This window comes from Devosia sp. RR2S18 (genome assembly GCF_030177755.1).
GTDB lineage: Bacteria > Pseudomonadota > Alphaproteobacteria > Rhizobiales > Devosiaceae > Devosia > Devosia rhizosphaerae.
This window is the reverse complement of record NZ_CP126539.1, coordinates 1,172,321-1,192,159: the sequence shown is the minus strand read 5'-3', so window position 1 is coordinate 1,192,159 and position 19,839 is coordinate 1,172,321. Positions and strand designations below refer to the sequence as shown.

The 19,839-nt window shown below is 61.4% G+C and carries 25 protein-coding genes; 15 read left to right on the top strand and 10 right to left on the bottom strand.

Going from position 1 to position 19,839, the window contains the following annotated elements; all coding sequences use genetic code 11:
• Nucleotides 1-17 precede the first annotated feature (17 nt).
• From QOV41_RS05740 to QOV41_RS05705, 8 genes are all read left to right on the top strand, one after another.
• The gene (locus QOV41_RS05740; RefSeq protein ID WP_284580125.1) at nucleotides 18-650 is read left to right on the top strand and encodes a 50S ribosomal protein L25/general stress protein Ctc; all 633 of its coding nucleotides are present in this window, start codon (nucleotides 18-20) and stop codon (nucleotides 648-650) included.
• Nucleotides 651-721: 71 nt separating this feature from the next.
• A complete protein-coding gene (gene pth / locus QOV41_RS05735) occupies nucleotides 722-1,423 on the top strand; it encodes an aminoacyl-tRNA hydrolase (protein WP_284580124.1) in 702 nt (233 codons plus the stop codon).
• 69 nt (nucleotides 1,424-1,492) lie between these two features.
• Entirely contained in the window at nucleotides 1,493-2,590 is a 1,098-nt protein-coding gene (ychF, locus tag QOV41_RS05730) for a redox-regulated ATPase YchF (protein ID WP_284580122.1), read from the top strand.
• A gap of 112 nt (nucleotides 2,591-2,702) precedes the next feature.
• Nucleotides 2,703-3,182, top strand: a complete 480-nt coding sequence (locus tag QOV41_RS05725; RefSeq protein ID WP_284580121.1) for a MaoC family dehydratase — start codon at nucleotides 2,703-2,705, stop codon at nucleotides 3,180-3,182.
• A complete protein-coding gene (locus QOV41_RS05720) occupies nucleotides 3,179-3,736 on the top strand; it encodes a MaoC/PaaZ C-terminal domain-containing protein (RefSeq protein ID WP_284580120.1) in 558 nt (185 codons plus the stop codon). Before QOV41_RS05725 ends, QOV41_RS05720 begins: the two co-directional genes overlap by 4 nt.
• Nucleotides 3,733-4,113 carry a hypothetical protein gene (locus tag QOV41_RS05715; RefSeq protein WP_284580118.1) on the top strand — a complete coding sequence of 127 codons (381 nt, stop codon included), beginning with the start codon at nucleotides 3,733-3,735 and terminating at the stop codon, nucleotides 4,111-4,113. Before QOV41_RS05720 ends, QOV41_RS05715 begins: the two co-directional genes overlap by 4 nt.
• 137 nt (nucleotides 4,114-4,250) lie before the next feature.
• Nucleotides 4,251-5,270, top strand: coding sequence for a TerC family protein (locus QOV41_RS05710; protein WP_284580117.1), 1,020 nt, complete (start codon nucleotides 4,251-4,253; stop codon nucleotides 5,268-5,270).
• A 157-nt stretch (nucleotides 5,271-5,427) separates the two neighbouring features.
• Nucleotides 5,428-5,829, top strand: coding sequence for a GFA family protein (locus tag QOV41_RS05705; protein WP_284580116.1), 402 nt, complete (start codon nucleotides 5,428-5,430; stop codon nucleotides 5,827-5,829).
• A gap of 1 nt (nucleotide 5,830) precedes the next feature.
• Here the strand turns inward: QOV41_RS05705 and QOV41_RS05700 are convergent, their stop codons facing one another.
• The 5 genes from QOV41_RS05700 to petA all read right to left on the bottom strand — a co-directional run bounded on the left by QOV41_RS05700 (nucleotide 5,831) and on the right by petA (nucleotide 9,380).
• Nucleotides 5,831-6,364 carry an adenine phosphoribosyltransferase gene (locus QOV41_RS05700; RefSeq protein ID WP_284580115.1) on the bottom strand — a complete coding sequence of 178 codons (534 nt, stop codon included), beginning with the start codon at nucleotides 6,362-6,364 and terminating at the stop codon, nucleotides 5,831-5,833.
• A 34-nt stretch (nucleotides 6,365-6,398) separates the two neighbouring features.
• On the bottom strand, nucleotides 6,399-6,593 hold the full coding sequence (locus QOV41_RS05695; protein WP_284580114.1) for a hypothetical protein: 195 nt from the start codon (nucleotides 6,591-6,593) through the stop codon (nucleotides 6,399-6,401).
• A 138-nt stretch (nucleotides 6,594-6,731) separates the two neighbouring features.
• Entirely contained in the window at nucleotides 6,732-7,574 is an 843-nt protein-coding gene (locus QOV41_RS05690) for a cytochrome c1 (RefSeq protein WP_284580112.1), read from the bottom strand.
• A 16-nt stretch (nucleotides 7,575-7,590) separates the two neighbouring features.
• Nucleotides 7,591-8,841, bottom strand: coding sequence for a cytochrome b (locus QOV41_RS05685; RefSeq protein WP_284580110.1), 1,251 nt, complete (start codon nucleotides 8,839-8,841; stop codon nucleotides 7,591-7,593).
• Between the two features lie 14 nt (nucleotides 8,842-8,855).
• Nucleotides 8,856-9,380 carry a ubiquinol-cytochrome c reductase iron-sulfur subunit gene (gene petA / locus QOV41_RS05680; protein WP_284580109.1) on the bottom strand — a complete coding sequence of 175 codons (525 nt, stop codon included), beginning with the start codon at nucleotides 9,378-9,380 and terminating at the stop codon, nucleotides 8,856-8,858.
• Between the two features lie 247 nt (nucleotides 9,381-9,627).
• Here petA and QOV41_RS05675 point away from each other — a divergent pair, with 247 nt between their 5' ends.
• Together QOV41_RS05675 and hemF are read left to right on the top strand one after the other, a co-directional pair.
• Entirely contained in the window at nucleotides 9,628-10,095 is a 468-nt protein-coding gene (locus tag QOV41_RS05675; protein WP_284580107.1) for a tRNA (cytidine(34)-2'-O)-methyltransferase, read from the top strand.
• Nucleotides 10,096-10,113: 18 nt separating this feature from the next.
• Nucleotides 10,114-10,998: an oxygen-dependent coproporphyrinogen oxidase gene (hemF, locus tag QOV41_RS05670; protein ID WP_415926748.1), complete on the top strand. Its 885-nt coding sequence runs from the start codon at nucleotides 10,114-10,116 to the stop codon at nucleotides 10,996-10,998.
• Here hemF and QOV41_RS05665 read toward each other — a convergent pair.
• Nucleotides 10,995-11,549, bottom strand: a complete 555-nt coding sequence (locus tag QOV41_RS05665; protein WP_284580105.1) for a DUF2062 domain-containing protein — start codon at nucleotides 11,547-11,549, stop codon at nucleotides 10,995-10,997. The genes hemF and QOV41_RS05665 overlap by 4 nt on opposite strands.
• 165 nt (nucleotides 11,550-11,714) lie before the next feature.
• On the opposite strand from QOV41_RS05665, the gene QOV41_RS05660 reads away from it, so the two are divergent.
• Complete coding sequence (locus QOV41_RS05660) at nucleotides 11,715-11,906, top strand: DUF1059 domain-containing protein (protein WP_284580103.1); 192 nt, start codon at nucleotides 11,715-11,717, stop codon at nucleotides 11,904-11,906.
• Here the strand turns inward: QOV41_RS05660 and QOV41_RS05655 are convergent.
• The 3 genes from QOV41_RS05655 to QOV41_RS05645 all read right to left on the bottom strand — a co-directional run bounded on the left by QOV41_RS05655 (nucleotide 11,903) and on the right by QOV41_RS05645 (nucleotide 14,317).
• Nucleotides 11,903-13,078: a CCA tRNA nucleotidyltransferase gene (locus tag QOV41_RS05655; RefSeq protein WP_284580101.1), complete on the bottom strand. Its 1,176-nt coding sequence runs from the start codon at nucleotides 13,076-13,078 to the stop codon at nucleotides 11,903-11,905. The genes QOV41_RS05660 and QOV41_RS05655 overlap by 4 nt on opposite strands.
• Nucleotides 13,075-13,701 (bottom strand): CoA pyrophosphatase, encoded by a 627-nt coding sequence (locus QOV41_RS05650; protein WP_284580100.1) that lies wholly within the window; start codon nucleotides 13,699-13,701, stop codon nucleotides 13,075-13,077. Before QOV41_RS05650 ends, QOV41_RS05655 begins: the two co-directional genes overlap by 4 nt.
• Before the next feature lie 61 nt (nucleotides 13,702-13,762).
• Complete coding sequence (locus QOV41_RS05645) at nucleotides 13,763-14,317, bottom strand: GNAT family N-acetyltransferase (RefSeq protein ID WP_284580098.1); 555 nt, start codon at nucleotides 14,315-14,317, stop codon at nucleotides 13,763-13,765.
• 361 nt (nucleotides 14,318-14,678) lie between these two features.
• On the opposite strand from QOV41_RS05645, the gene QOV41_RS05640 reads away from it, so the two are divergent.
• Nucleotides 14,679-15,638: a glutathione S-transferase family protein gene (locus QOV41_RS05640; RefSeq protein ID WP_284580097.1), complete on the top strand. Its 960-nt coding sequence runs from the start codon at nucleotides 14,679-14,681 to the stop codon at nucleotides 15,636-15,638.
• Between the two features lie 22 nt (nucleotides 15,639-15,660).
• On the opposite strand, the gene QOV41_RS05635 is transcribed toward QOV41_RS05640, so the two are convergent.
• A complete protein-coding gene (locus QOV41_RS05635; RefSeq protein ID WP_284580095.1) occupies nucleotides 15,661-16,137 on the bottom strand; it encodes an NUDIX domain-containing protein in 477 nt (158 codons plus the stop codon).
• Nucleotides 16,138-16,247: 110 nt separating this feature from the next.
• Between QOV41_RS05635 and QOV41_RS05630 the strand changes: the two genes are divergently transcribed.
• The 3 genes from QOV41_RS05630 (at nucleotide 16,248) to murD (ending at nucleotide 19,839) form a co-directional block, all read left to right on the top strand.
• Nucleotides 16,248-17,138, top strand: a complete 891-nt coding sequence (locus QOV41_RS05630; protein WP_284580093.1) for a metallophosphoesterase family protein — start codon at nucleotides 16,248-16,250, stop codon at nucleotides 17,136-17,138.
• 81 nt (nucleotides 17,139-17,219) lie between these two features.
• Nucleotides 17,220-18,548, top strand: a complete 1,329-nt coding sequence (locus tag QOV41_RS05625; protein ID WP_284580092.1) for a hypothetical protein — start codon at nucleotides 17,220-17,222, stop codon at nucleotides 18,546-18,548.
• Nucleotides 18,538-19,839, top strand: a complete 1,302-nt coding sequence (gene murD / locus QOV41_RS05620) for a UDP-N-acetylmuramoyl-L-alanine--D-glutamate ligase (RefSeq protein WP_284580090.1) — start codon at nucleotides 18,538-18,540, stop codon at nucleotides 19,837-19,839. Before QOV41_RS05625 ends, murD begins: the two co-directional genes overlap by 11 nt.

The following is a 19,839-nucleotide window of genomic DNA, read 5'->3' as shown; positions in this document are numbered from 1 at the left end:
CCAGAATGGATATTTCCATGGCTGAGACCAAGGTGCTCAAGGCACAGGCGCGTGAGGGAGTGGGCAAGGGGGCCGCTCGTGAACTGCGTCGTCAGGGACTCGTTCCCGCTGTTATTTATGGTGACAAGAAGCCCCCCGTCACCGTCGCTGTCCCCTACAAGGATGCTCACAAGAGCATCTATGGCGGTGGTTTTCTGTCCCACATCATCGATCTCGATGTCGATGGCACCAAGCACCGCGTGATCCCACGCGACTACCAGCTCGACGTGGTCAAGGATTTCCCGATCCATATCGACTTCCTGCGCGTCGGCGCCAACACCCGTCTCGACGTTGAAGTGCACGTCACCTTCATCAACGAAGAAAAGAGCCCGGGTCTGAAGCGCGGTGGCACGCTGAACGTCGTCCGCCACACCGTGGAAGTTTCGGTTCCCGCCGACCAGATCCCCGAAGAGATCGTGGTTGACCTTTCGGGCACTGAAATCGGCGACTCGCTTCACATCTCGGCCGTCACCCTGCCGGCCAACGTGACCCCGACCATCACCGACCGCGATTTCACCATCGCGACCATCGTGGCGCCTTCGGGCCTACGGTCGGCTGAAGCCGGTGCCGACAGCGACAGCGGCAATGAATCGGAGGGCGAGGGCGAGTAATCGCCTCGACCCCTTAGCGAACACGCTTCGAGGCGACCTCCGGGTCGCCTCGTTTGTTTCCGGAGATTGACATGAAACTGCTTGTGGGCCTGGGCAATCCGGGAAACCAGTATCAGGGCAACCGGCACAATATCGGCTTCATGGCCAGCGACGCGATCGCCCGCGAGCACGGCATTGGCACCTGGAAGAGCAAGCATGCCGGCCTTCTGGCTGAGGGCAATATCGAGGGCGAGAAGGTGCTGCTGCTCAAGCCGCAGACCTTCATGAACCGCTCTGGCGATAGCGTCCAGCAGGTCGCTCAGTTCTACAAGATCCCGCCCGACGACATCGTCGTCTTCTATGACGAGCTTGACCTCGCCCCCGGCAAGGTGCGGGTGAAAGTGGGCGGCGGCAATGGCGGGCACAACGGCCTGCGCTCCATCGATCCCCAGATCGGGCTTAACTACAAGCGCGTCCGGCTCGGCATAGGGCACCCGGGCAAGGAGTTCGTCACGCCCCACGTGCTCGGCGACTTCGCCAAAGCCGATGCAGCGTGGCTCGAGCCGCTGCTCGATGCATTGGGCCGTCATGTGGGCCTGCTACTCAAGGGCGACGATAGCGGTTTCATGAACAAGCTGGCGCTCGCCACCAAGGCGGACGAGGCGCCTGCGGCAAAGCCGGCGCCCAAGGGCCAGAGCCACATCCGCCAGGCCCGCCAGCCAAAGCCCGACGCCAAACTGCCCGACAAGGGGCCGATGGCCGACATGCTAAAGAAGCTCTTTGGCAACGACTGACCACCTCGCATTGACATGGCTGCCGATCCGAACCAAGTGGTGGCCAACTAAATTCCGGAGCACTTCCCCATGGGTTTCAAGATGGGCATTGTCGGCCTGCCCAATGTCGGCAAGTCGACGCTTTTCAACGCGCTGACCCGCACCGCCGCGGCCCAGGCCGCCAACTTCCCCTTCTGCACCATCGAGCCCAATGTTGGCGAAGTATCGGTGCCTGACGTCCGGCTCGAAAAGCTCGCGGCCATCGGCAAGTCGCAACAGGTCCTGCCCGCCCGCATGAGCTTCGTGGATATCGCCGGACTGGTCAAAGGCGCCAGCCAGGGCGAGGGCCTGGGCAACCAGTTCCTCGCCAATATTCGTGAGGTCGACGCCATTGCCTATGTGCTGCGGTGCTTCGAGGATCCCAACGTTATCCACGTCGCCAATCGCGTCGATCCGCTCGCCGATGCCGAGGTGGTCGAAACCGAATTGATGCTGGCCGACCTGGAATCTCTCGAAAAGCGCCGCGCCGGTGTCGAGAAGAAGGCCAAGGGCGGCGACAAGGAAGCCAAGCTCACCCTGGAATTGATCGACCGCTCGCTGGTCCTCCTCCGTGACGGCAAGTCCGCCCGCTTCGTCAAGCGCGACGCCGAGGAAGAGAAGGCCTTCCAAGAGCTTCAGCTGCTCACCTCCAAGCCCGCCCTTTATGTCTGCAATGTCGATGAGGGCTCGGCGGCCGAAGGCAACGAGATGAGCCGCAAGGTGGAAGACTACGCCAAGGCGCATGATGCCGGCGTCGTGGTCATTTCAGCCGAGATCGAATCCCAGCTTGCCCAACTGCCCGATGAGGAACAGGCTGAATATCTCGGCTCGCTGGGTCTCACCGAACCCGGGCTCAACCGGCTGATCCGCGAAGCCTATAACCTCCTAGGGCTCCAGACCTACTTCACGGTAGGCCCCAAGGAAACGCGCGCCTGGACCATCCACAAGGGCGACAAGGCTCCCGCCGCCGCCGGCGTGATCCACACCGATTTTGAGCGCGGCTTCATTCGCGCGCAGACCATTGCCTATGATGATTTCGTCACCCTGGGCGGCGAAGTGCCGGCCAAGGAAGCGGGCAAGGCGCGCGACGAAGGCAAGGAATATGTGGTCAAGGACGGTGACGTGATGCTGTTCAAGTTCAACACCTGACCTGGACATGATCTGCGCAGAAGGGGCCCGAGCGGCCCCTTCTTTGTTTCCGGCGGACTTGTCGCGTCGGAGCAAAAGGTGCAAAAGACAGGTTGACGTATAGGGCAAGCAAATGACCAATCCTGTCACTAAGGACCGGCGCCACTTTGAGGACCTGACCGTTGGGGAAGTCATCGAACTGGGACGCATCACCGTTACCAAGGAAATGATCATCGAATTCGCCAGCGAGTTCGACCCCTTCCCCTTTCACCTCGACGAAGCAGCTGCCAAAGCCTCCCTCCTCGGCGGCCTCGCCTCGAGCGGCTGGCAGACCGGGGGGCTGAGCCTGCGCCTGCTGGTCGATGCCTTTCTCTCCAAGATCGCTTCGGCCGGAGGCCTTGGGTTCACCGATCTCAAGTGGAAGGCGCCGGTGATGGCGGACGACACCATTGGCGGCACGGTAACCATCGCCGAGTTGCGGCGCTCCGCCACGCACAAGCAGTGGGGGATCGTCACCCTCGATTTCGATATTCGCAACCAGAAGGACAAGCAGGTGATGTCCTTGCGCCTCAACAATCTCGTCGACACGCGCAGCCCGGAGACCCTGGCATGACGCGGTGGTATGAAGATATCGTCATCGACGAAGTGTTTGAGCTGGGAACTCACACCTTCGAGCAGGACGCGATAATCGACTTCGCCAAGAAGTATGATCCGCAATATTATCACATCGATCCCGAGCGCGCCGTGCACAGCCATTTCGGCGGCTTGGTGGCGAGCGGCTGGCATACCGCCAGCGTAGGGCACCGCAAGATGGTCGATGCCCTCTTTGCCGAGGAAAAGCGCTTGCGCGAACTGGGCAAGGAACCGGGCGTATCCGGCCCCTCCCCTGGCGGCAGCAAGATCGATTTTCCCGCGCCAGTGCGCCCCGGCGATACGGTCAGCTATCAACTCTCCGTCACCGGCAAGCGGCCCTCCAATTCCATTCCCGGCTGGGGCCTGCTGTTCAACCGGATGATCGGCACCAACCAGCATGGCGATCAGGTCTACTTCGCTGAATTCGTTGGGTTCTCCAAGCTGCGGGACTATCGCATGCCGCTGCGGCTCAAGCTCCTGTTGGCCCTTACCAAGCTGCCGGTGATTGGCCCCAAACTGAAACGAGCGACTTGAAAGCTCCTCTCGGCGCATTCACTCTCTGCGCTATGCGCCGAATCGCCCTTGTCACCACCCTGCTTGCCCTTTCCGCGGCTCCAGCTCTCGCCCAGAACTTCGAGGGCAATTGGGGCTGTCGCGACGCGACCGCTAACAAGGCGGGAATACTGACCATCTACGGCTCGGTGTTCGGCTTTGCCTCGCACACACCCGGAGACTCGGCATCGGGCACCGGCACGCTGACCCGCTACCAGGATGGTGTGGGCTTCAACGATGGCAATCTACGCACGCAGAAGAACATCCAGGCGGGCCGCGTCATCCCCGATCCCAACTGGGGCACCGCCATCCAGCTCGAAACCAGCGACACTATCGCGATGCTCTGCACGCCACGCTGAGCGCAGACGCTCAAGGGGGCTTGTATTTTCCCCCGCTTTGGGCTCTTTGGGCGGGCGGCGCCGGGCCCCTCTGGTCATAGCTCTATTGCTATGGCGATGTCGGAGCTGCTCCACCAATTCATGGAGAAGGTCCGGCGATGGATTCGCTGCTTGCCGCCTTTACTGGCGAGTTTCTCGGTACACCGATATATTTCTGGGTGGCGTTCATCACGATCGTCATCGCCCTGCTGGTCTTCGATCTTGGCATCCTGCACCGGGATGAGCATGAGATCGGCGCCAAAGAGAGCCTCAGCCTCTACGCATTCTATGTCCTCATCGCCATTGCCTTTGGCGGCTGGGTCTGGTGGCAGCGCGGTCCCGAGTCTGGTCTCGAATTCTACACCGGCTATTTGATCGAGCAGTCGTTGGCGATGGACAACATGTTCGTCATCGCCACAATTTTCGGCTTCCTTGGTATTCCGCGCCTCTACCAGCACCGGGTGCTGTTCTGGGGCATTCTGGGCGTGATCGCCTTCCGCGCTATTCTGATCGGCGTGGGTGCGGCCCTGGTCTATCAGTTCAACTGGATTCTCTTCATTTTCGGCGCTTTCCTGGTGTTCACCGGCCTGCGCATGTTCAAGCATCAGGACGAAGAGCCGGACATCGAGAAGAACCCGGTCTTCAACTTCCTCCAAAGTCGCTTCCGCATCACCAAGACGCTGCACGGCCGCAACTTCACCGTGAAGCAGCCCGACCCCAAGACCGGCAAGCTGGTTACCTGGCTAACCCCGCTGGCGGTGGCGCTGATCATGGTCGAGACCGTCGACCTTATCTTCGCCGTCGACTCAGTGCCGGCCGTGTTTGCGGTCACCCAGGACACCTTTATCGTCTACACTTCCAACATCTTCGCCATCCTTGGCCTGCGCGCCCTCTACTTCGCTCTAGCGGCAGCCATGAACCGCTTCCGCTATCTGCAGACCTCGCTGGCGATTATCCTGGTGCTGATCGGCATCAAGATCTTCCTGGTTCCGATGGGTATTCACATTGACACCCTGCTCTCGCTGGTCGTCACCCTGATGATCCTTGCCGGCGGCGTGATCTACTCGCTGTGGGTCACCCGCAACGAGCCCGATCTCAGCGCCCAGGAGGCGCCAGAGAAGGGCCAGCTCGAACCCTAAGCGGGGTTGGCGTGCAAAAACGTGGCGGGGCAGCTACCAGGCTGCCCCGCCTTTTGTTTGGAAAGGATCATCCTCCAGCGGAGCATTTGTCGGGCTACTGACAAGGGCTGACATGGCTCGGCTGTACGAACGGGTATGCCAATCGGAGAGCCTTGCCATGCCCCTCACCGCCACGTGCCATTGCGGCGCCACCAAGATCGAATTGCCTCACCCGCCCGAACACGCCATGGAGTGCAACTGCACCTTCTGTGGCAAGACGGGCGCTGTTTGGGGCTATTACGCCCCTGGGGAGCTTCGAGTAGTGAGCGACGTCGAAAAGCGGACCTACGCACCCTCAGGCGTCAATCAACACCATTTCTGCGGCACCTGCGGCATGCAGACATGGGGGAGCGCGCCAGATTGGGGATCGATCTACAACACCGACGGGACGCCTAAACCAGGCGTCGATCCAGGCACGCTGCCGACGGCCCAGATCCTAGGCATCAACCTTCGGCTTCTCGACGATCTAGACCTTTCTACCCTTCAGATCGAGAAGGTCGACGGTCGAAACAACTGGTAGCTCAGTGGCCTTCGAATGACATGAGCGCCGAGGTATTGACCCCCTCGGCGCGCAGCTTGTCGGCACCGCCCAACTCCGGCAGGTCGATAACAAAGGCGGCATCGTCACACACGGCACCTGTGCGGCGTATGAGATTGACGGCCGCAATGGCCGTACCGCCCGTCGCGATGAGGTCATCCACCAGCAGCACCTTGTGCACATCGCTCAGCACATCCGCATGGATCTCGATGGTGTCGACGCCATATTCGAGCACATAGTTTTGGCCGATGGTCTGCCCCGGCAGCTTGCCGCGCTTGCGGACAGGCACGAAGCCGACGCCCAGGGCAATGGCCACGCCAGCGCCAAAGATAAACCCACGTGCCTCGATACCAGCCACATGCGTGAAGCCCTTGCCCCGGTGCTCCTGGGCAATCCGCTCGACGCTTTCCCGGAAGCCCTCCGGGTGCTCAATCAGGGTGGTGATGTCGCGAAACAGAATTCCCTGCTTGGGGTAGTCCGGAATGGTACGGACGAGCGACTTCAGATCGAGAGACATAGGCAACCGTTTGGGTTGGGAACTGGAAGAGAGATTAGGGCAGACGCCGACCCATGATGTGCCGTGCGACGACCCCGGCATTGTAGGCGGCGTCCTGTGTCACCTTAAGCACGGTTTCCCGCGCCTTGGGGTTGTTCGCGAGCTGACGGATCCCGGCGCGAACCACCGGATTGCGGGTGGCGGCCATGGCGGCACTGGCAACGGTAAAGGCGATACGAACGGCACTCATCTCGGCTCCCTGAATACCCGGTTGCGTAGCTTCCATATTGCGACCCTGGGCGGGATTGGCAAGAGGCCCTGGCCCGGAGGAGGCGCAAAAGAAAAGGGCCCGGAGGCCCTCTTCGAAACTTTAGCAACGCCTTTCGAGCTAGTGCTCGATACCCGCCCACAGCCGCCGCTTGGTGGCCCACATGAGGCCAGCGAACACGAACAGGAACAACAGCACGACGAAGCCAGTCTGCTTACGACCCGCCAGATGCGGCTCGGCCATCCACATCATATAGGCGGCCACGTCGGTGGCGTATTGATCGACCGTCAGCGGCACTTCCACCTGGCCTTCGCCAACTTCATAGGCGATCTGTCCGTCGAACAGTGGCGGCGGCATGCCGATAGCGTGTCCGGGGAAGACTTCGTTGTAATACTTGCCAGGCGGCAGCTCGAAGCCCTCAGGTGCCTCTTCATGGTAGCCGGTCAGGAGGGCGTGGATATAATCAGGTCCCCCTTCCTGATACGCGGTGAAGTAGTTGAACACCCAATTGGGGAAAGGATCGTGCACGCCACGCGCCTTAGCCATCACCGACAGATCGGGCGGAATGGAGCCACCATTGGCGTCGCGAGCATCCTGCTCGCTTAGGAATGGCGGCGGGAAGCGGTCGGCTGGCACGCCCGGGCGGACACCACCTTCGGCCTGATCGTCGAAGACCTCGTATTCGGCCGCAAGAGCCTTGACCTGCTCTTCCGAGAAACCGGGGCCACCGGCTTCAGCGAGATTGCGGAACGCAATCAGCCGCGCGCTGTGGCAGCTCGCACAAGATTCCCGGAACACCTGGAAGCCGCGCTGGAGCTGGTTCTCGTCATAGGTGCCGAAAATCCCCGCGAAGCTCCAATTCTGGCGCTCGATATGCACCACGTCCCCTTCGGCCGCGAGGGCCGGGGCTGAGAAGCCGGCGACCAGGGCCAGGGCCGCAACAATAGTCTTGGTGTTGATCATAATTCCTGCCCTTCCCTCACGCATGGGTCCTGGCCAGCACGTTTTCAGAGATGCTGGTCGGCAGCGGCCGGGGCTTCTCGATACGGCCGAGCACAGGGAGCACGACGAGGAAGTAGATGAAGTAGTAGGCGGTGCAGAGCTTGGCGAACACCACATAGATGCCTTCCGCCGGTGCGGCACCAAGATAGGTGAGCGCCAGGAAGTTGATGATGAACAGCCAGTAGAACCACTTGAAGATCGGACGGAAGCCGCCCGAGCGCACCTTGGATGTATCGAGCCAGGGCACAAAGAACAGGATCAGGATCGAGCCGGCAAAGAAGATGACGCCGCCCAGACGGGAGTCGATGAACAGGATGTTGAAGTCGATGGCCCGCAGGATGGCGTAGAACGGCAGGAAGTACCATTCCGGAACGATATGCGCCGGGGTCACCTGGCTGTCGAACTGGATGTAGTTGTCGGGATGCCCCAGGATATCGGGGGCAAAGAACGCAAACCAGCAGAACGGGATCAGGAACACCACCATCGCGAAGGCGTCCTTCACCGTGTAGTACGGGTTGAAGGGCAGCGTATCGCGGCTCGACTTCACGTCCACACCGACCGGGTTGTTGTTGCCCGGGACGTGCAGCGCCCAGATATGGAGCGCCACCAGCGCCGCAACCACGAAAGGCAGCAGGTAATGGAGCGAGAAGAAGCGGTTGAGAGTCGGGTTACCCACCGCGAAGCCACCGCGCAGCAGCTCCAGCAACGGAGTGCCGATCACCGGAATGGCCGCGAAGATGTTGGTGATCACGGTCGCCGCCCAACCAGACATCTGGCCCCAGGGCAGCACATAGCCCATGAACGCGGTCGCCATCACGGTAACGAAAATCAGCACGCCGATGATGTAGAGGATCTCGCGTGGCGCCTTGTAGGAGCCGAAATAGAGATTGCGACCCATATGGATGTAGAGTGCCGCAAAGAACATCGAGGCACCCACCGCGTGGAAGGCCTGGATCATGCGGCCGCCATTAACGTCGCGTCGGATGTGCTCGACGGAGTCGAACGCCATCGCCACATTGGGCGTATAGTGCATGGCCAGAATGACGCCCGTGACGATCTGGATCGCCAGACACATCACCAGGATGGCGCCGAAGGTCCACCAGTAGTTGAGGTTTTTCGGGGTGGGGAAGTCCATCAAGTGCTCTTTGGAGAACCTGATGATGGGCAGGCGCTCGTCCAGCCACTTCTCGACGCCCGAGTTCGGCGTATAGGTCGAATGTTCTGACATCGGCGAAGCCTCTACTAACCGATCTGGACCAGCGTATCGCTGAGGAATGTATATGGCGGCAGCACCAGATTGGTCGGCGCCGGACCCTGGCGGATGCGGCCAGCCGTGTCGTAGTGCGAACCATGGCATGGGCAGAACCAGCCATCGAAATCGCCCGACTCACCGACCGGGACGCAGCCCAGATGGGTGCAGTTGGCGATCATGATCAGCCACTGCTCGTACCCTTCCTGGACACGCTGCTCGTCGAGTTCGGGGTCCTTGAGTTCCTCCAGCGGCACGGCACGTGCCTCGGCGATCTCGGCCGCGGTGCGGTGTCGCACAAACACCGGCAGGCCGCGCCACATCACCGTGACGGACTGCCCTTCGGGAATGGCGGCGACGTCGAACTCGATGGTGGCGAGCGCCAGCGTCGATGCGTCGGGGTTGAGCTGATTGATCAGCGGCCAGACCACGGCCGCCGCACCCACGGCACCCACGGCACCGGTGGCGACGAACAGGAAATCCCGCCGTGTCGATTTGTGTTGAGCTTGCGTGGCCAAGGTCCGTATCCCCGTACAATGCACATCAGACGCGGCCGGCAATCAGCCCGCCAATCCACCACATACGCGGAATCGGCAGCCGTCCGCCCTCAAGCGGCCCGTCAGTCGCGGCTCTTTTTGCACTGTCACATGAACTTGTCCAGTGCACGGGACGGTGACAAAGGCGAAGTGCGACACTATACCCGCGCCTCTATCCACAAGGTCGTCGAGACCGCACAGGACCGACCTTGTCGCGCAGGAGAATTGAGTGGTCGAACTCGCTCTCTACCAGCCTGAAATCGCCAACAATACAGGCACTTTGATCCGGCTGGGCGCATGTTTGGCGACGACCATCCATGTGATCCACCCCACGAGCTTTCCGCTCTCGCCCAAAACCCTGGCCCGGGCCGGCATGGATTACGTCGATTATGCCAGCGTCCGCGAGCACGCGAGCTTTGATCAGTTCGATGCCTGGCGCCGGCAGGAGAATCGCCGTCTGGTGCTGTTGACCACCAAGGCGAGCGCCTCGGCCTATGCGGCATCCTATGCTGGCGACGACATCCTGATGGTGGGGCGCGAAAGCTCCGGCGTACCCGACAGTGTCGCCGAGGCGGCCGACTTGCGCGTTCGCATCCCCATGCAAAATGGTTTGCGCTCGATCAATGTGGCGGTAGCGGCAGCCATGATATTGGGGGAAGCGAAAAGACAGACCGGTGGGTTTACAGCCCTGCGGTGAGAGTTCATTGCACTGCCCATGAGCATGATCGATACACTTCCCCCCGAGATCGAGGCTAAGAAGGCCGCTGCCGAACGCTGGTTCCGCGCCCTGCGCGACCGCATCGCCGATGCCTTCGATGACCTTGAAGCGTCGGTGCAGGGGCCGCACGGCCAGCTGGAGCCCGGGCGGTTCGAGCGCATGCCATGGGACCGTCAGGCCGGCGGCGGCGGCGAGATGGGCATGCTCAAGGGCCGCGTCTTCGAGAAGGCTGGCGTACACATCTCGACGGTCCACGGCCAGTTCTCCGAGGAATTCGCCAAGCAGATGCCGGGCACCGAAGCCGGTACTCAGTTTTGGAGCTCAGGCATTTCCCTGATCGTGCATCCCTGGAACCCCCATGTTCCAGCCGTGCACATGAACACGCGCATGATCGTGACGGGCAAGCAGTGGTTCGGCGGCGGCGCAGACCTGACGCCGGTGCTCGACCGTCGACGCACCCAGGACGATCCCGACAGCATCGATTTCCACGCGGCCATGCAGGCAGCCTGCGCCGCCCACCCGGCGGTTGATTACCAGCGCTTTAAGCAGTGGTGCGACGAGTACTTCTTCCTGCCGCACCGCAACGAGCCGCGCGGCATTGGCGGGATTTTCTACGACCACTTCAACTCGGGCGATTGGGATGCCGACTTCGCGTTCACGCGACAGGTGGGTGAGGCTTTCCTCGACATCTATCCCAAGCTGGTGCGCCGCAACTTTGAGACACCGTGGACTGAGGACGAGCGGAACGAGCAGTTGATCCGTCGCGGCCGTTACGTGGAGTTTAATCTGCTCTATGATCGCGGCACGACCTTCGGGCTCAAGACTGGTGGCAATGTGAACTCGATATTGTCGTCCATGCCGCCAGAGGTGCGCTGGCCCTAGCTAATGTTTTTGGCGGGCGCAGCCGAGGGCGAACGCCGGGCGGCGAGGCGCTCCTGGCGCAAAGCGCGGAAGCGGCTCACCAGCATGCGGGTCACCACATAGAAAGTCGCGAATACCAACAGCGCCAGCGGGATGCTGCCGATCAGCATCGTCTTGAAGGTTGGCCAGACCGAGCTGAAGCCATCGGCGAAGAGACCTTGGCTGAGCTGTTCACCTGTTGCCGCTACGGCTTGCCCTTCGCGGGCGCTCACCCCGCCCCCGCCAAGCATCCAGTCGCCCAGCCGGTACGAAGCCGCAAAAAAGAAGGGGAAGGTGATCGGGTTCCCCCATGCGGTGCCGATCGCTGCGGCGATCATATTACCACGTGTCGCAAAGGCCAGAACAAAGCCGAGAACGAAGTGGATGCCAACCAGCGGGAACATAGAAACCGCCGCGCCAGAGGCCACTCCGGCACCGATCGCATGTGGGCTGGCCGAGAGGCGCAGCAGGCGCTTGCGCAAATAGGTGCCGTAACGGCGCAGCCCCATTCGCGGCCACAGCGTATCCCGCATTCTGTTCCACAAACCCGCACCCATTGAACTCGGCTTTCCTCCCATCGCTTTCCTTGCCCCGAATCTAGCACCGTCCGTGCTCTGCGCGTAGCAAAACTATGTGACCGTTTCGGAACCGTGATCCGCAGGGCGGCGTTCCATCAGACCAACCAAGGGAGATTGAAGATGAAACGCTTTGATTCCGGTTCGTTGATTCCCGGTTCCAATTGGCGTGCTGAGGCCGAGAGCGAGGCCGAAGTGGTCCGTAAAGCTGTCGAGAACCTCAAGGCCTATCACGGCGAGACCGAAGTTCGCCCAGAGATGGTGGAGCGCATCAAAGAGCGCATCGTCGACGTGGATAGCTCCACGCGCCACTAGGGGCGTGCCATCGCCAAGAGATCAGCCTTGCTGAGACTAAAACCGCTGTCGATCCACGCGCGTTCAAGGCGTGCCAGTTGCTGACCCAGCGCCGGCCCCGGTTCTAAGCCGAGGCTGGTTAAATCCGTGCCGCTGACTGGGAATTGCCCGACCACCGTACGGCCCATTTCCCGGGCGACTTCTCCCAGGAACTCACGTGCCCAGCCCTGCCGCGCCGCTGCCACCGCAAGGCCCTCGACCGCCGCTTCGCCGTGTCGGTAAGTGGCTTCGCCTACCCGCCCAGAACCCACCAAATCTGCTGCTGCACTGATAGCTTGGGCAGCCTTTACGGTCTCGTTCGAAAGCCGCCAACGCGCCCGAAGGTCGTCGAGCTCGCCGCCCGCCAGGAGCACCAGTCGACTGGCCGGCGAACGCCCTCCGAGCGTCTCGTAAGTCTGTAGGGTATTCAGCGAAGGAGCTGGAGCAGCCAGTAGGCCGATGGCGCTCATCTGCTCCAGGGTTGCCGCAATCCTGGGCAGCGCCAGCATTCGCAGCATCTCGCCGCCCACCCGCTCGGCCGAGATATGCTCGAGGCGGCCCGCAGCCGCCCTGCTCGCTTGTAGCCCTTCAGGGTCAAACCGCTCGCCGCCGTGGCTCGCGGAAAAGCGGAAGAACCGATAAACTCGCAGGCCGTCCTCAGCGATCCGCGCCCTGGCATCGCCGATAAAGCGGACCCGGCGCGCCAGGGCGTCCTCCAGGCCATTCAGCGGATCAAGCAGCGCGCCGTCAGCACCGCAATAGAGCGCATTAAGTGTGAAGTCGCGACGCGAGGCATCGGCAGTCCAGTCCGTTCCAAAGCTTACGACCGCATGGCGTCCATCCGTCTCGATGTCCTGCCGCAGGGTCGTGACCTCGGCCAGCGTATCGCCCAGCTTCAGCGTCACCGTGCCATGCGCATACCCCGTCGGGTAGCTGGCGATGCCGGCACGCTCGGCCCGCGCTATGACCTCGTCAGGCACGAGCTCAGTGGCGAGATCGATGTCCGCCGTGGTGCGCTCATGGGCAAGGATAGTATCGCGCACCACTCCACCCACGGCCCGGGTCCGCCCCTCTCCCCCGTCCAGCGCGGCAAAGATTGCTTGCGTCTCCGCCCGGCGGAGCCATTCGGCCCTTGCGAGATCGGCCAAGCTCATGCTGCCGCCTCCTCGACGACAAGGTCGCGGAAGCGTCGCGTGATGTTCGCGGTGATGCCCCAGATGCGGTGCCCGTCGTGGTCGATCTGCCAGGTCCGGTGCTCCTTGCCCCCCCGGCTGATGCGAAACTCGCCATAGGTCGCATGATCGAGAATGCGACGCAGTGGCACCTCGAACACCGAATGTACTTCTTCCGGGTTCGGCACAAAGGGACCTTGTGGGTCCAGCACCGCCACCACAGGCGTGATGAGATAATTGGTGCCGGTATAATAGGTGGACATGAACCCCAATACTTGCGCGTTCTCGCGTGGCAGTCCCACTTCCTCGAAGGCTTCCCGTAGTGCGGCATCGGCGACGCCGGCGTCCTGCGGGTCAACCTTCCCCCCTGGAAACGCCACTTGCCCCGAATGCGCCCTTAGATCGGGAGAGCGTTCGGTGTAGAGCACCGTCAGACCTTCGGGCCGGCGCACGAGGCCGATCAAGACTGCAGCTTGCACGGGTGGACGCTCAAACGGCTGCAACGGCGCCCAGTCAGGCACCAATTGATCCCGGTTGGGCAGTGCGGGCGCCGCCGACAGCAAGCGGCTCGTCACATGGGCAATGGTAGCGTCGTCAGGCGACAAGGAGGCACCGTGGTCAGTTGCGAACCGTAAGTCTAGGCAAAACCCACGGCTCTCGCACCCCCTAGCTGTCCTGCCAGGCCGAAATCGGTCCACTCAGGGTTTCCGCCAGGCTCTTGTCCTCCGCGAACAGCAGGACGCGCGTGGGGTCGACCGGGCCTGGAAACTCGATATTGCCCGGTGTAGTGGGCTCCCAGCCCAGGGGGCAGTAATAGTCGCGGTCCCCAACCAGCATCACGAATTTGCCCTCGCCGCGTGCCAGCGTCCGCTTGGTGACTTCGCGCGCCAGCAGTTTTCCGGCGCCGAGCTTGCGGAAATTGGGATGGGTGGCGAGCGGCCCCAGCATATAGCCGTTGAGACCATCGATGCTGATGGGGGTCATCCACACCGACCCGCAAGGGGTACCATCCACTTCCGCGATCAGGCTCAGGCTCTTGTCGATAGGGAACCGCTCGCGAATGCGAAACGCCGTCCGCGCGAACCGCCCCGGTCCGAAGGCGATCGCCTGCAGTTCATCGATAAACGCGTCGTCCGCCTCGGTGGCAGGACGAACGGTGGGTATCCGTGCAGGTGCAGAAGCGACAGCGGCCGCAGCCGAGGGGGCAGGAATGGTGTTCATGATGGAAATCCAGAATGGATGCGCAGGACAAACCCGGCGCTCTCGCGAGCACCGCTTCGAAGACCACTTAGGGTCGTCGGTTGACCGACAATGTCGCTAGCGCAACTTTTACCATCCTGGGCGCCTCCACGCCTGAAAACCGCATTAGCACCACGCCCCTTGCTCGTAAACAGGAAGTCATCACCACGTCTCCGATTTTGCGGCGATTGCAGCTGTTCTGCTGCCAGTTGCACAACAGTCCGTTGTGCCAATGCGGCCTTCTCGGGTTGCGTTCCCTCCCCTAAGTGGAAAGGCAACGCTCGAGCCTAACGGGGATTTCACCTCCACAAGGCGACCGGAACATGACGGAAAGGACAAAAAAATGGGACAGCTAATCGACGGCGAATGGTCCACCCAGTGGTACGATACCACGAAAACCGGCGGCAAATTCGTGCGCAGCACCGCCGGCTTCCGCAACTGGGTCACGGCCGACGGCAACCCCGGTCCTTCTGGAGAGGGCGGGTTCAAGGCCGAGGCCGACCGGTACCACCTCTATGTTTCCCTCGCCTGTCCCTGGGCGCACAGGACGCTGATTTTCTGCAAGCTCAAAGAGCTGGAAAACCTTATCTCCGTGTCGGTCGTCTCCCCCAAGATGCCCGACGAAACGGGCTGGAGCTTCAAGCAGGACGAAGGCTCGACCGGTGATCGCCTCCTGGACAAAGATTATCTCTGGCAGGTCTATACCCAGGCTCAGCCCGATTACACCGGGCGTGTCACCGTGCCGGTGCTCTGGGACAAGCAGACCGGCACTATCGTCTCCAATGAAAGCGCCGAGATCATCCGCATGTTCAACTCGGCCTTCAACGAGTTGACCGGCAACACGGACGATTACTACCCCGAGGCTCTGCGCGCCCGCATCGACGAGGTTAATGCCCGCGTTTACGACGATATCAACAACGGGGTCTATAAGGCAGGTTTCGCCACTACCCAGTCCGCCTATGAAGAAGCGGTCATCAAGCTTTTCGAGGCACTAGACTGGGTGGAAGGTCTATTGGGCGAGACTGCCTACCTAGCCGGTGAGAACATCACCGAGGCCGACTGGCGGCTGTTCACCACGCTGGTGCGGTTCGACGCCGTCTATGTCGGCCACTTCAAGTGCAATCGCAAGCGCATCGCCGACTACCCGAACCTCTCGCATTACCTCAGGGCCCTTTATGAAGTGCCGGGTGTGAAGGAGACGGTGGATCTCGATCACATCAAGACTCACTATTACTGGAGCCACCCCACCATCAATCCAACGCGGATCATCCCGGTGGGTCCGGAACTCCCCTTCCTTTCGTAAGTTCCTCCCTCAGCGCGCCGGGTCAGTACCCCCAGACGTCCCGGCGCGGAGACTTGTCGAAATACTCATCTATACGCTGTGAGGTGGCAGGAGTGACCTTGTCGGGAAGTGCAGACCGGTCGAACCAGGCCACCTCGGAAATCTCATGATCGGGCTTGCGGTCGAACGCCTTTTCGAACGACTTCGCGACGTAAAAAGCCACATGGTCGCGGTTCGTTACCGGGCTAGTATTATGATAGATGCCCAGCATCTCCATGGGCCCGGTAACCCGGTAGCCGGTTTCCTCCAGCACTTCACGCGCAGCCGCGGACTCAACGGTCTCTCCTGGGCCCACACCGCCGCCCGGGAACTGCCAGCCCGGCACATAGGTATGGCGGATCAGCAGCACCTTGTTGCCATCCACCACCATGACGCGGGCACCGATCGTCATGCGGTGCCAGAGCCCCTTGGCGGTGAGGAATACCTTGGCGCGCAGTTGCTGAAAGCGATTCATCTGCATTCTCGGCTCCGATTGTTGTCTACCGGTAGCAGAGCTTTGATGGCGACAAAATCGACTGCGTGGCCGTTTGCCCGTTTTCTTGCGCCCCGCCTTCTGGCATGACCGCTTCGATGATTACGCTCGCCCACATTTCGGACATTCACCTCTCGCCCATGCCCGAGATCGGGTTGCGCGATGTCCTCAACAAACGCCTCACCGGCTATCTTAATTGGAAGATGCGCCGCAATGAGGAGCTGAACAGCGACACGCTGGCTCGGCTCGTCACCCATATGCAGGCACAGAACGTCGACTTCACAGCCGTTACGGGAGATCTCGTCAATCTTGCCATGCCCTTCGAGGTGGAGCGTGCGGGAAAATGGCTGGAGGCCCTCGGCAGCGCTGAGAAGATCGCGGTTTGCCCCGGCAATCACGACGCCTATGTCCCCGGTGCGCTCGAATCGGCACAGGAGGTGTGGGGAGATTATCTCAAGGGGGAGACACTCGATGAGGGTGCGTTTCCCTTTGTCCGCCGCGTCGGTGAGCTGGCTATCATTTCCTGCTCGAGTGCCGTGCCCACCAGGCCGTTCCTGGCGGTGGGTCGCTTCGACGAAAAGCAGGCCGAGCGGTTGGGCCGTATTCTCAAGGTGATGGGCGAGGCGGGCTACTTCCGCACTGTACTCATCCACCACCCGCCCAATCCCGAACTGCAGCACCCCTCTTTTGGCCTAAAGGGTCACCGGCTGTTCCGCAGCGTCATTGCCGAGCATGGGGCGGAACTGGTCCTGCATGGCCACACCCATCGCTCCTCCATCCACTCAATTCCTGGACGCGTTGATGAAGTTCCGGTCATCGGCGTCGCTGCCGCCAGCGCGGCACAGGGCAATCGCCTGAATGACCCAGCCCGCTACAATCTTTTCCGCATCGAGCGCAGCGGCAATCGTTGGAACTGCACCATGCGCGAATACGGCTTCCAGCGGCTGGGCAATGACATTGTCATGCGCATGCAGATGCGGATTTGCTGATCACGCGGCCCTCCTCTGAGAGCGTCAAATGACCTATATAAGAACGGTACCCTGCGGGGTTGTCGGGAGCCAGAGCCAGTCTTGACCGAGCAATTCCTTATCGAGCGTCCCACCTACGATCCGGCAAGCGGAGAGGCCCGTTTCCAGTTCTCGCTGGGCGATTTGCGTTTCACCGAGACGCTGACATTGCCGGCGAGTTCGGGTGAGGCACATACCTCGGCCGCCTTCGGCAAACTGCTTGATCTCACCGGCATCGTGCTGGGAGTGAGCTACTTCAAGCTCAGGGCACCCTTTGAGATCGTCGCCCCGAACATCGCACTCACCGAAGGCGAGCGGGCCTTTGTCATCGACGTCTACGAGAACGGGCTGGGCGAATTTTACGCGCGCAACAATCTCAGCCGCTTCGGCAAGCTGACGCTGCATGCACCGCACGATATCACTACCGCGTATCCGGCGCTCGATCTGCCGGTTCGCGCCCTGCTGCCAATCGGGGGCGGCAAGGACTCGCTGGTCAGCGTTGATCTTCTCACCGCTGTTGGCGTTCCCTTCACCCCCTTCGCGGTCAATCCCAAGGGGCCGATCCTGACTTCGGTTGAAAAGATCGGCACGCCCCCAGTTTATGTGAAGCGGACGCTTGATGCAGAGATGATCCGGCTGGGCAAGGAGCCGGGCTATTACAATGGGCACGTGCCCTCAACCGCGATCAACTCCATGATTGCGGCGCTGTGTGCGGTCCTCCTCGGCTACGACCAGATCGTGCTCTCCAATGAGCGTTCCGCCAGCGAAGGCAATGTCGTGTTCGACGGGCGCGAGACCAACCACCAATATTCCAAGTCACTCGGCTTTGAGTTGCTTATCTCCGACGTGCTCGCCAATGCGACCGGCGGCGCTCTGAAATACTACTCGTTGCTCCGGCCCTATTCGGAGGCGCGGATTGCCTCGCTCTTTACTCAGGCGAGCAAGTTCGACCATGTGTTTTCGAGCTGCAACCGTAACTTCCGCCTCACCGGCAATGATGGTCCGCTGTGGTGTGGCGAGTGCCCCAAGTGTCACTTCGTCTTCCTGATCTTTGCGCCCTTCATGGCCAAGGACCGGCTGCTGTCGATCTTCGGTCAGAACCTGCTCGATAACCCTAAGAACGAAGGCTCCTTCCGCGAACTCTCCGGGCTCGCTGGACAGAAGCCCTGGGAGTGCGTGGGAGAAATCCTCGAAGCGGCGGCGTGTCTCTACTCGCTCACCCGGCACGCCGATTGGCACGAGGACGCGGTGGTGAGGGCGGTGAAGGCCGATCTCTTCGCCCAATACGGCGAACCGCAATTGCAGGCGGCTCTTGCCGAGTGCCTGACCGACAGCCACGACCACCACATTCCCGCCGACCTCGCCGCTAAGGTAGCTGCCTATGCGGTTTGAGGAGCCCGTTCTTCTCTATGGCGCCGGTCGGGAGGCCATCTCCACCCGGGCCTTCCTCAAGTCGCGCCAGCCGGACCTTAAGGTCTATGTGGCAGTCGACAGCGGACAAGCCGAGATCGCCGAGACGGAGCAGATCCCGACCGAGGCACTCCCCGAAGCGATCCGGGCAAATCGCTTTGGACTGATCGTGAAAAGTCCCGGCGTCTCGCGCTACAAACCTATTTTCGATATTGCCCGCGACGCGGGCATTCCAACCACCTCCAACCTCAATCTTTGGGGAGGCGCGTACCGGACCGGTCGCACCGTCATCGCCATCACCGGCACCAAAGGCAAATCCACGACGGCAACGCTCGTGCATCTGATGCTCACCCACTCTGGTATCGATGCCGGCTTGGCGGGCAATGTGGGGCTTGCCCCGCTTGATATTGCCGACAAGCACGCGGTTGTGGTCTTTGAGCTCTCGAGCTACCAGACCGCCGACATGAACTTCCTGCCGGACGTTGCGGCAGTGACCAACCTCTATCCCGAGCATGTTGACTGGCACGGTAGTGTTGAGCGCTACTACGCTGACAAGTTGCACCTCATTGATCGTGAAGGCAGTTTCCCGGTGGCGCTGGGCGCAGCGGCGCGTGGCAACGCACGCGTCGCGACTGCCGTTCGCGATCATCGCCGCCTTGTTCGCGACCTTGCTCCCGCCGAAATTTCCATGATCGACAAGGCCATCGGAAAATCGCGCCTGAAAGGTGCCCACAATCGCGACAACGCTAACCTCGCCGCGCAGATCGCTCTGTCTACTGGAGCAACGCTGGAGGGTATTCTTGATGGCATCGGAGCTTTCCGGCCCCTGCCCCATCGGCTCGAAGAACACCAAATCGGACAAGTTCTCTTCGTCGATGACTCCATCTCGACAACTCCCGAAGCCACCAAGGCGGCTCTGGCCGCTTACGCCGGAAAGCGGATTGCGCTTATCGCCGGGGGCCACGAACGCGAGCAGGACTATTCGGACCTTGCCGGCCGTCTCCCCGCCGCTGGTGTCACGCTGCTTGCCTGCCTTCCGGTCACGGGCACCCGTCTCGCGGGCGCCGTGCGCGCAGCCGCGCCGGAGATCGCAGTCACCGAACCTGAAAACCTAGGGCAGGCAATGCAGATGCTGCTCCAGCAGCGTCGGGCCTTTGATACTGTGATCCTGTCGCCAGGTGCGCCATCCTACAATCAGTTCAAAAATTTCGAAGAGCGCGGCCAACGCTTCATCGAACTGGCGACAGAACTGTTCGGCACCAGCCTGGTTTAG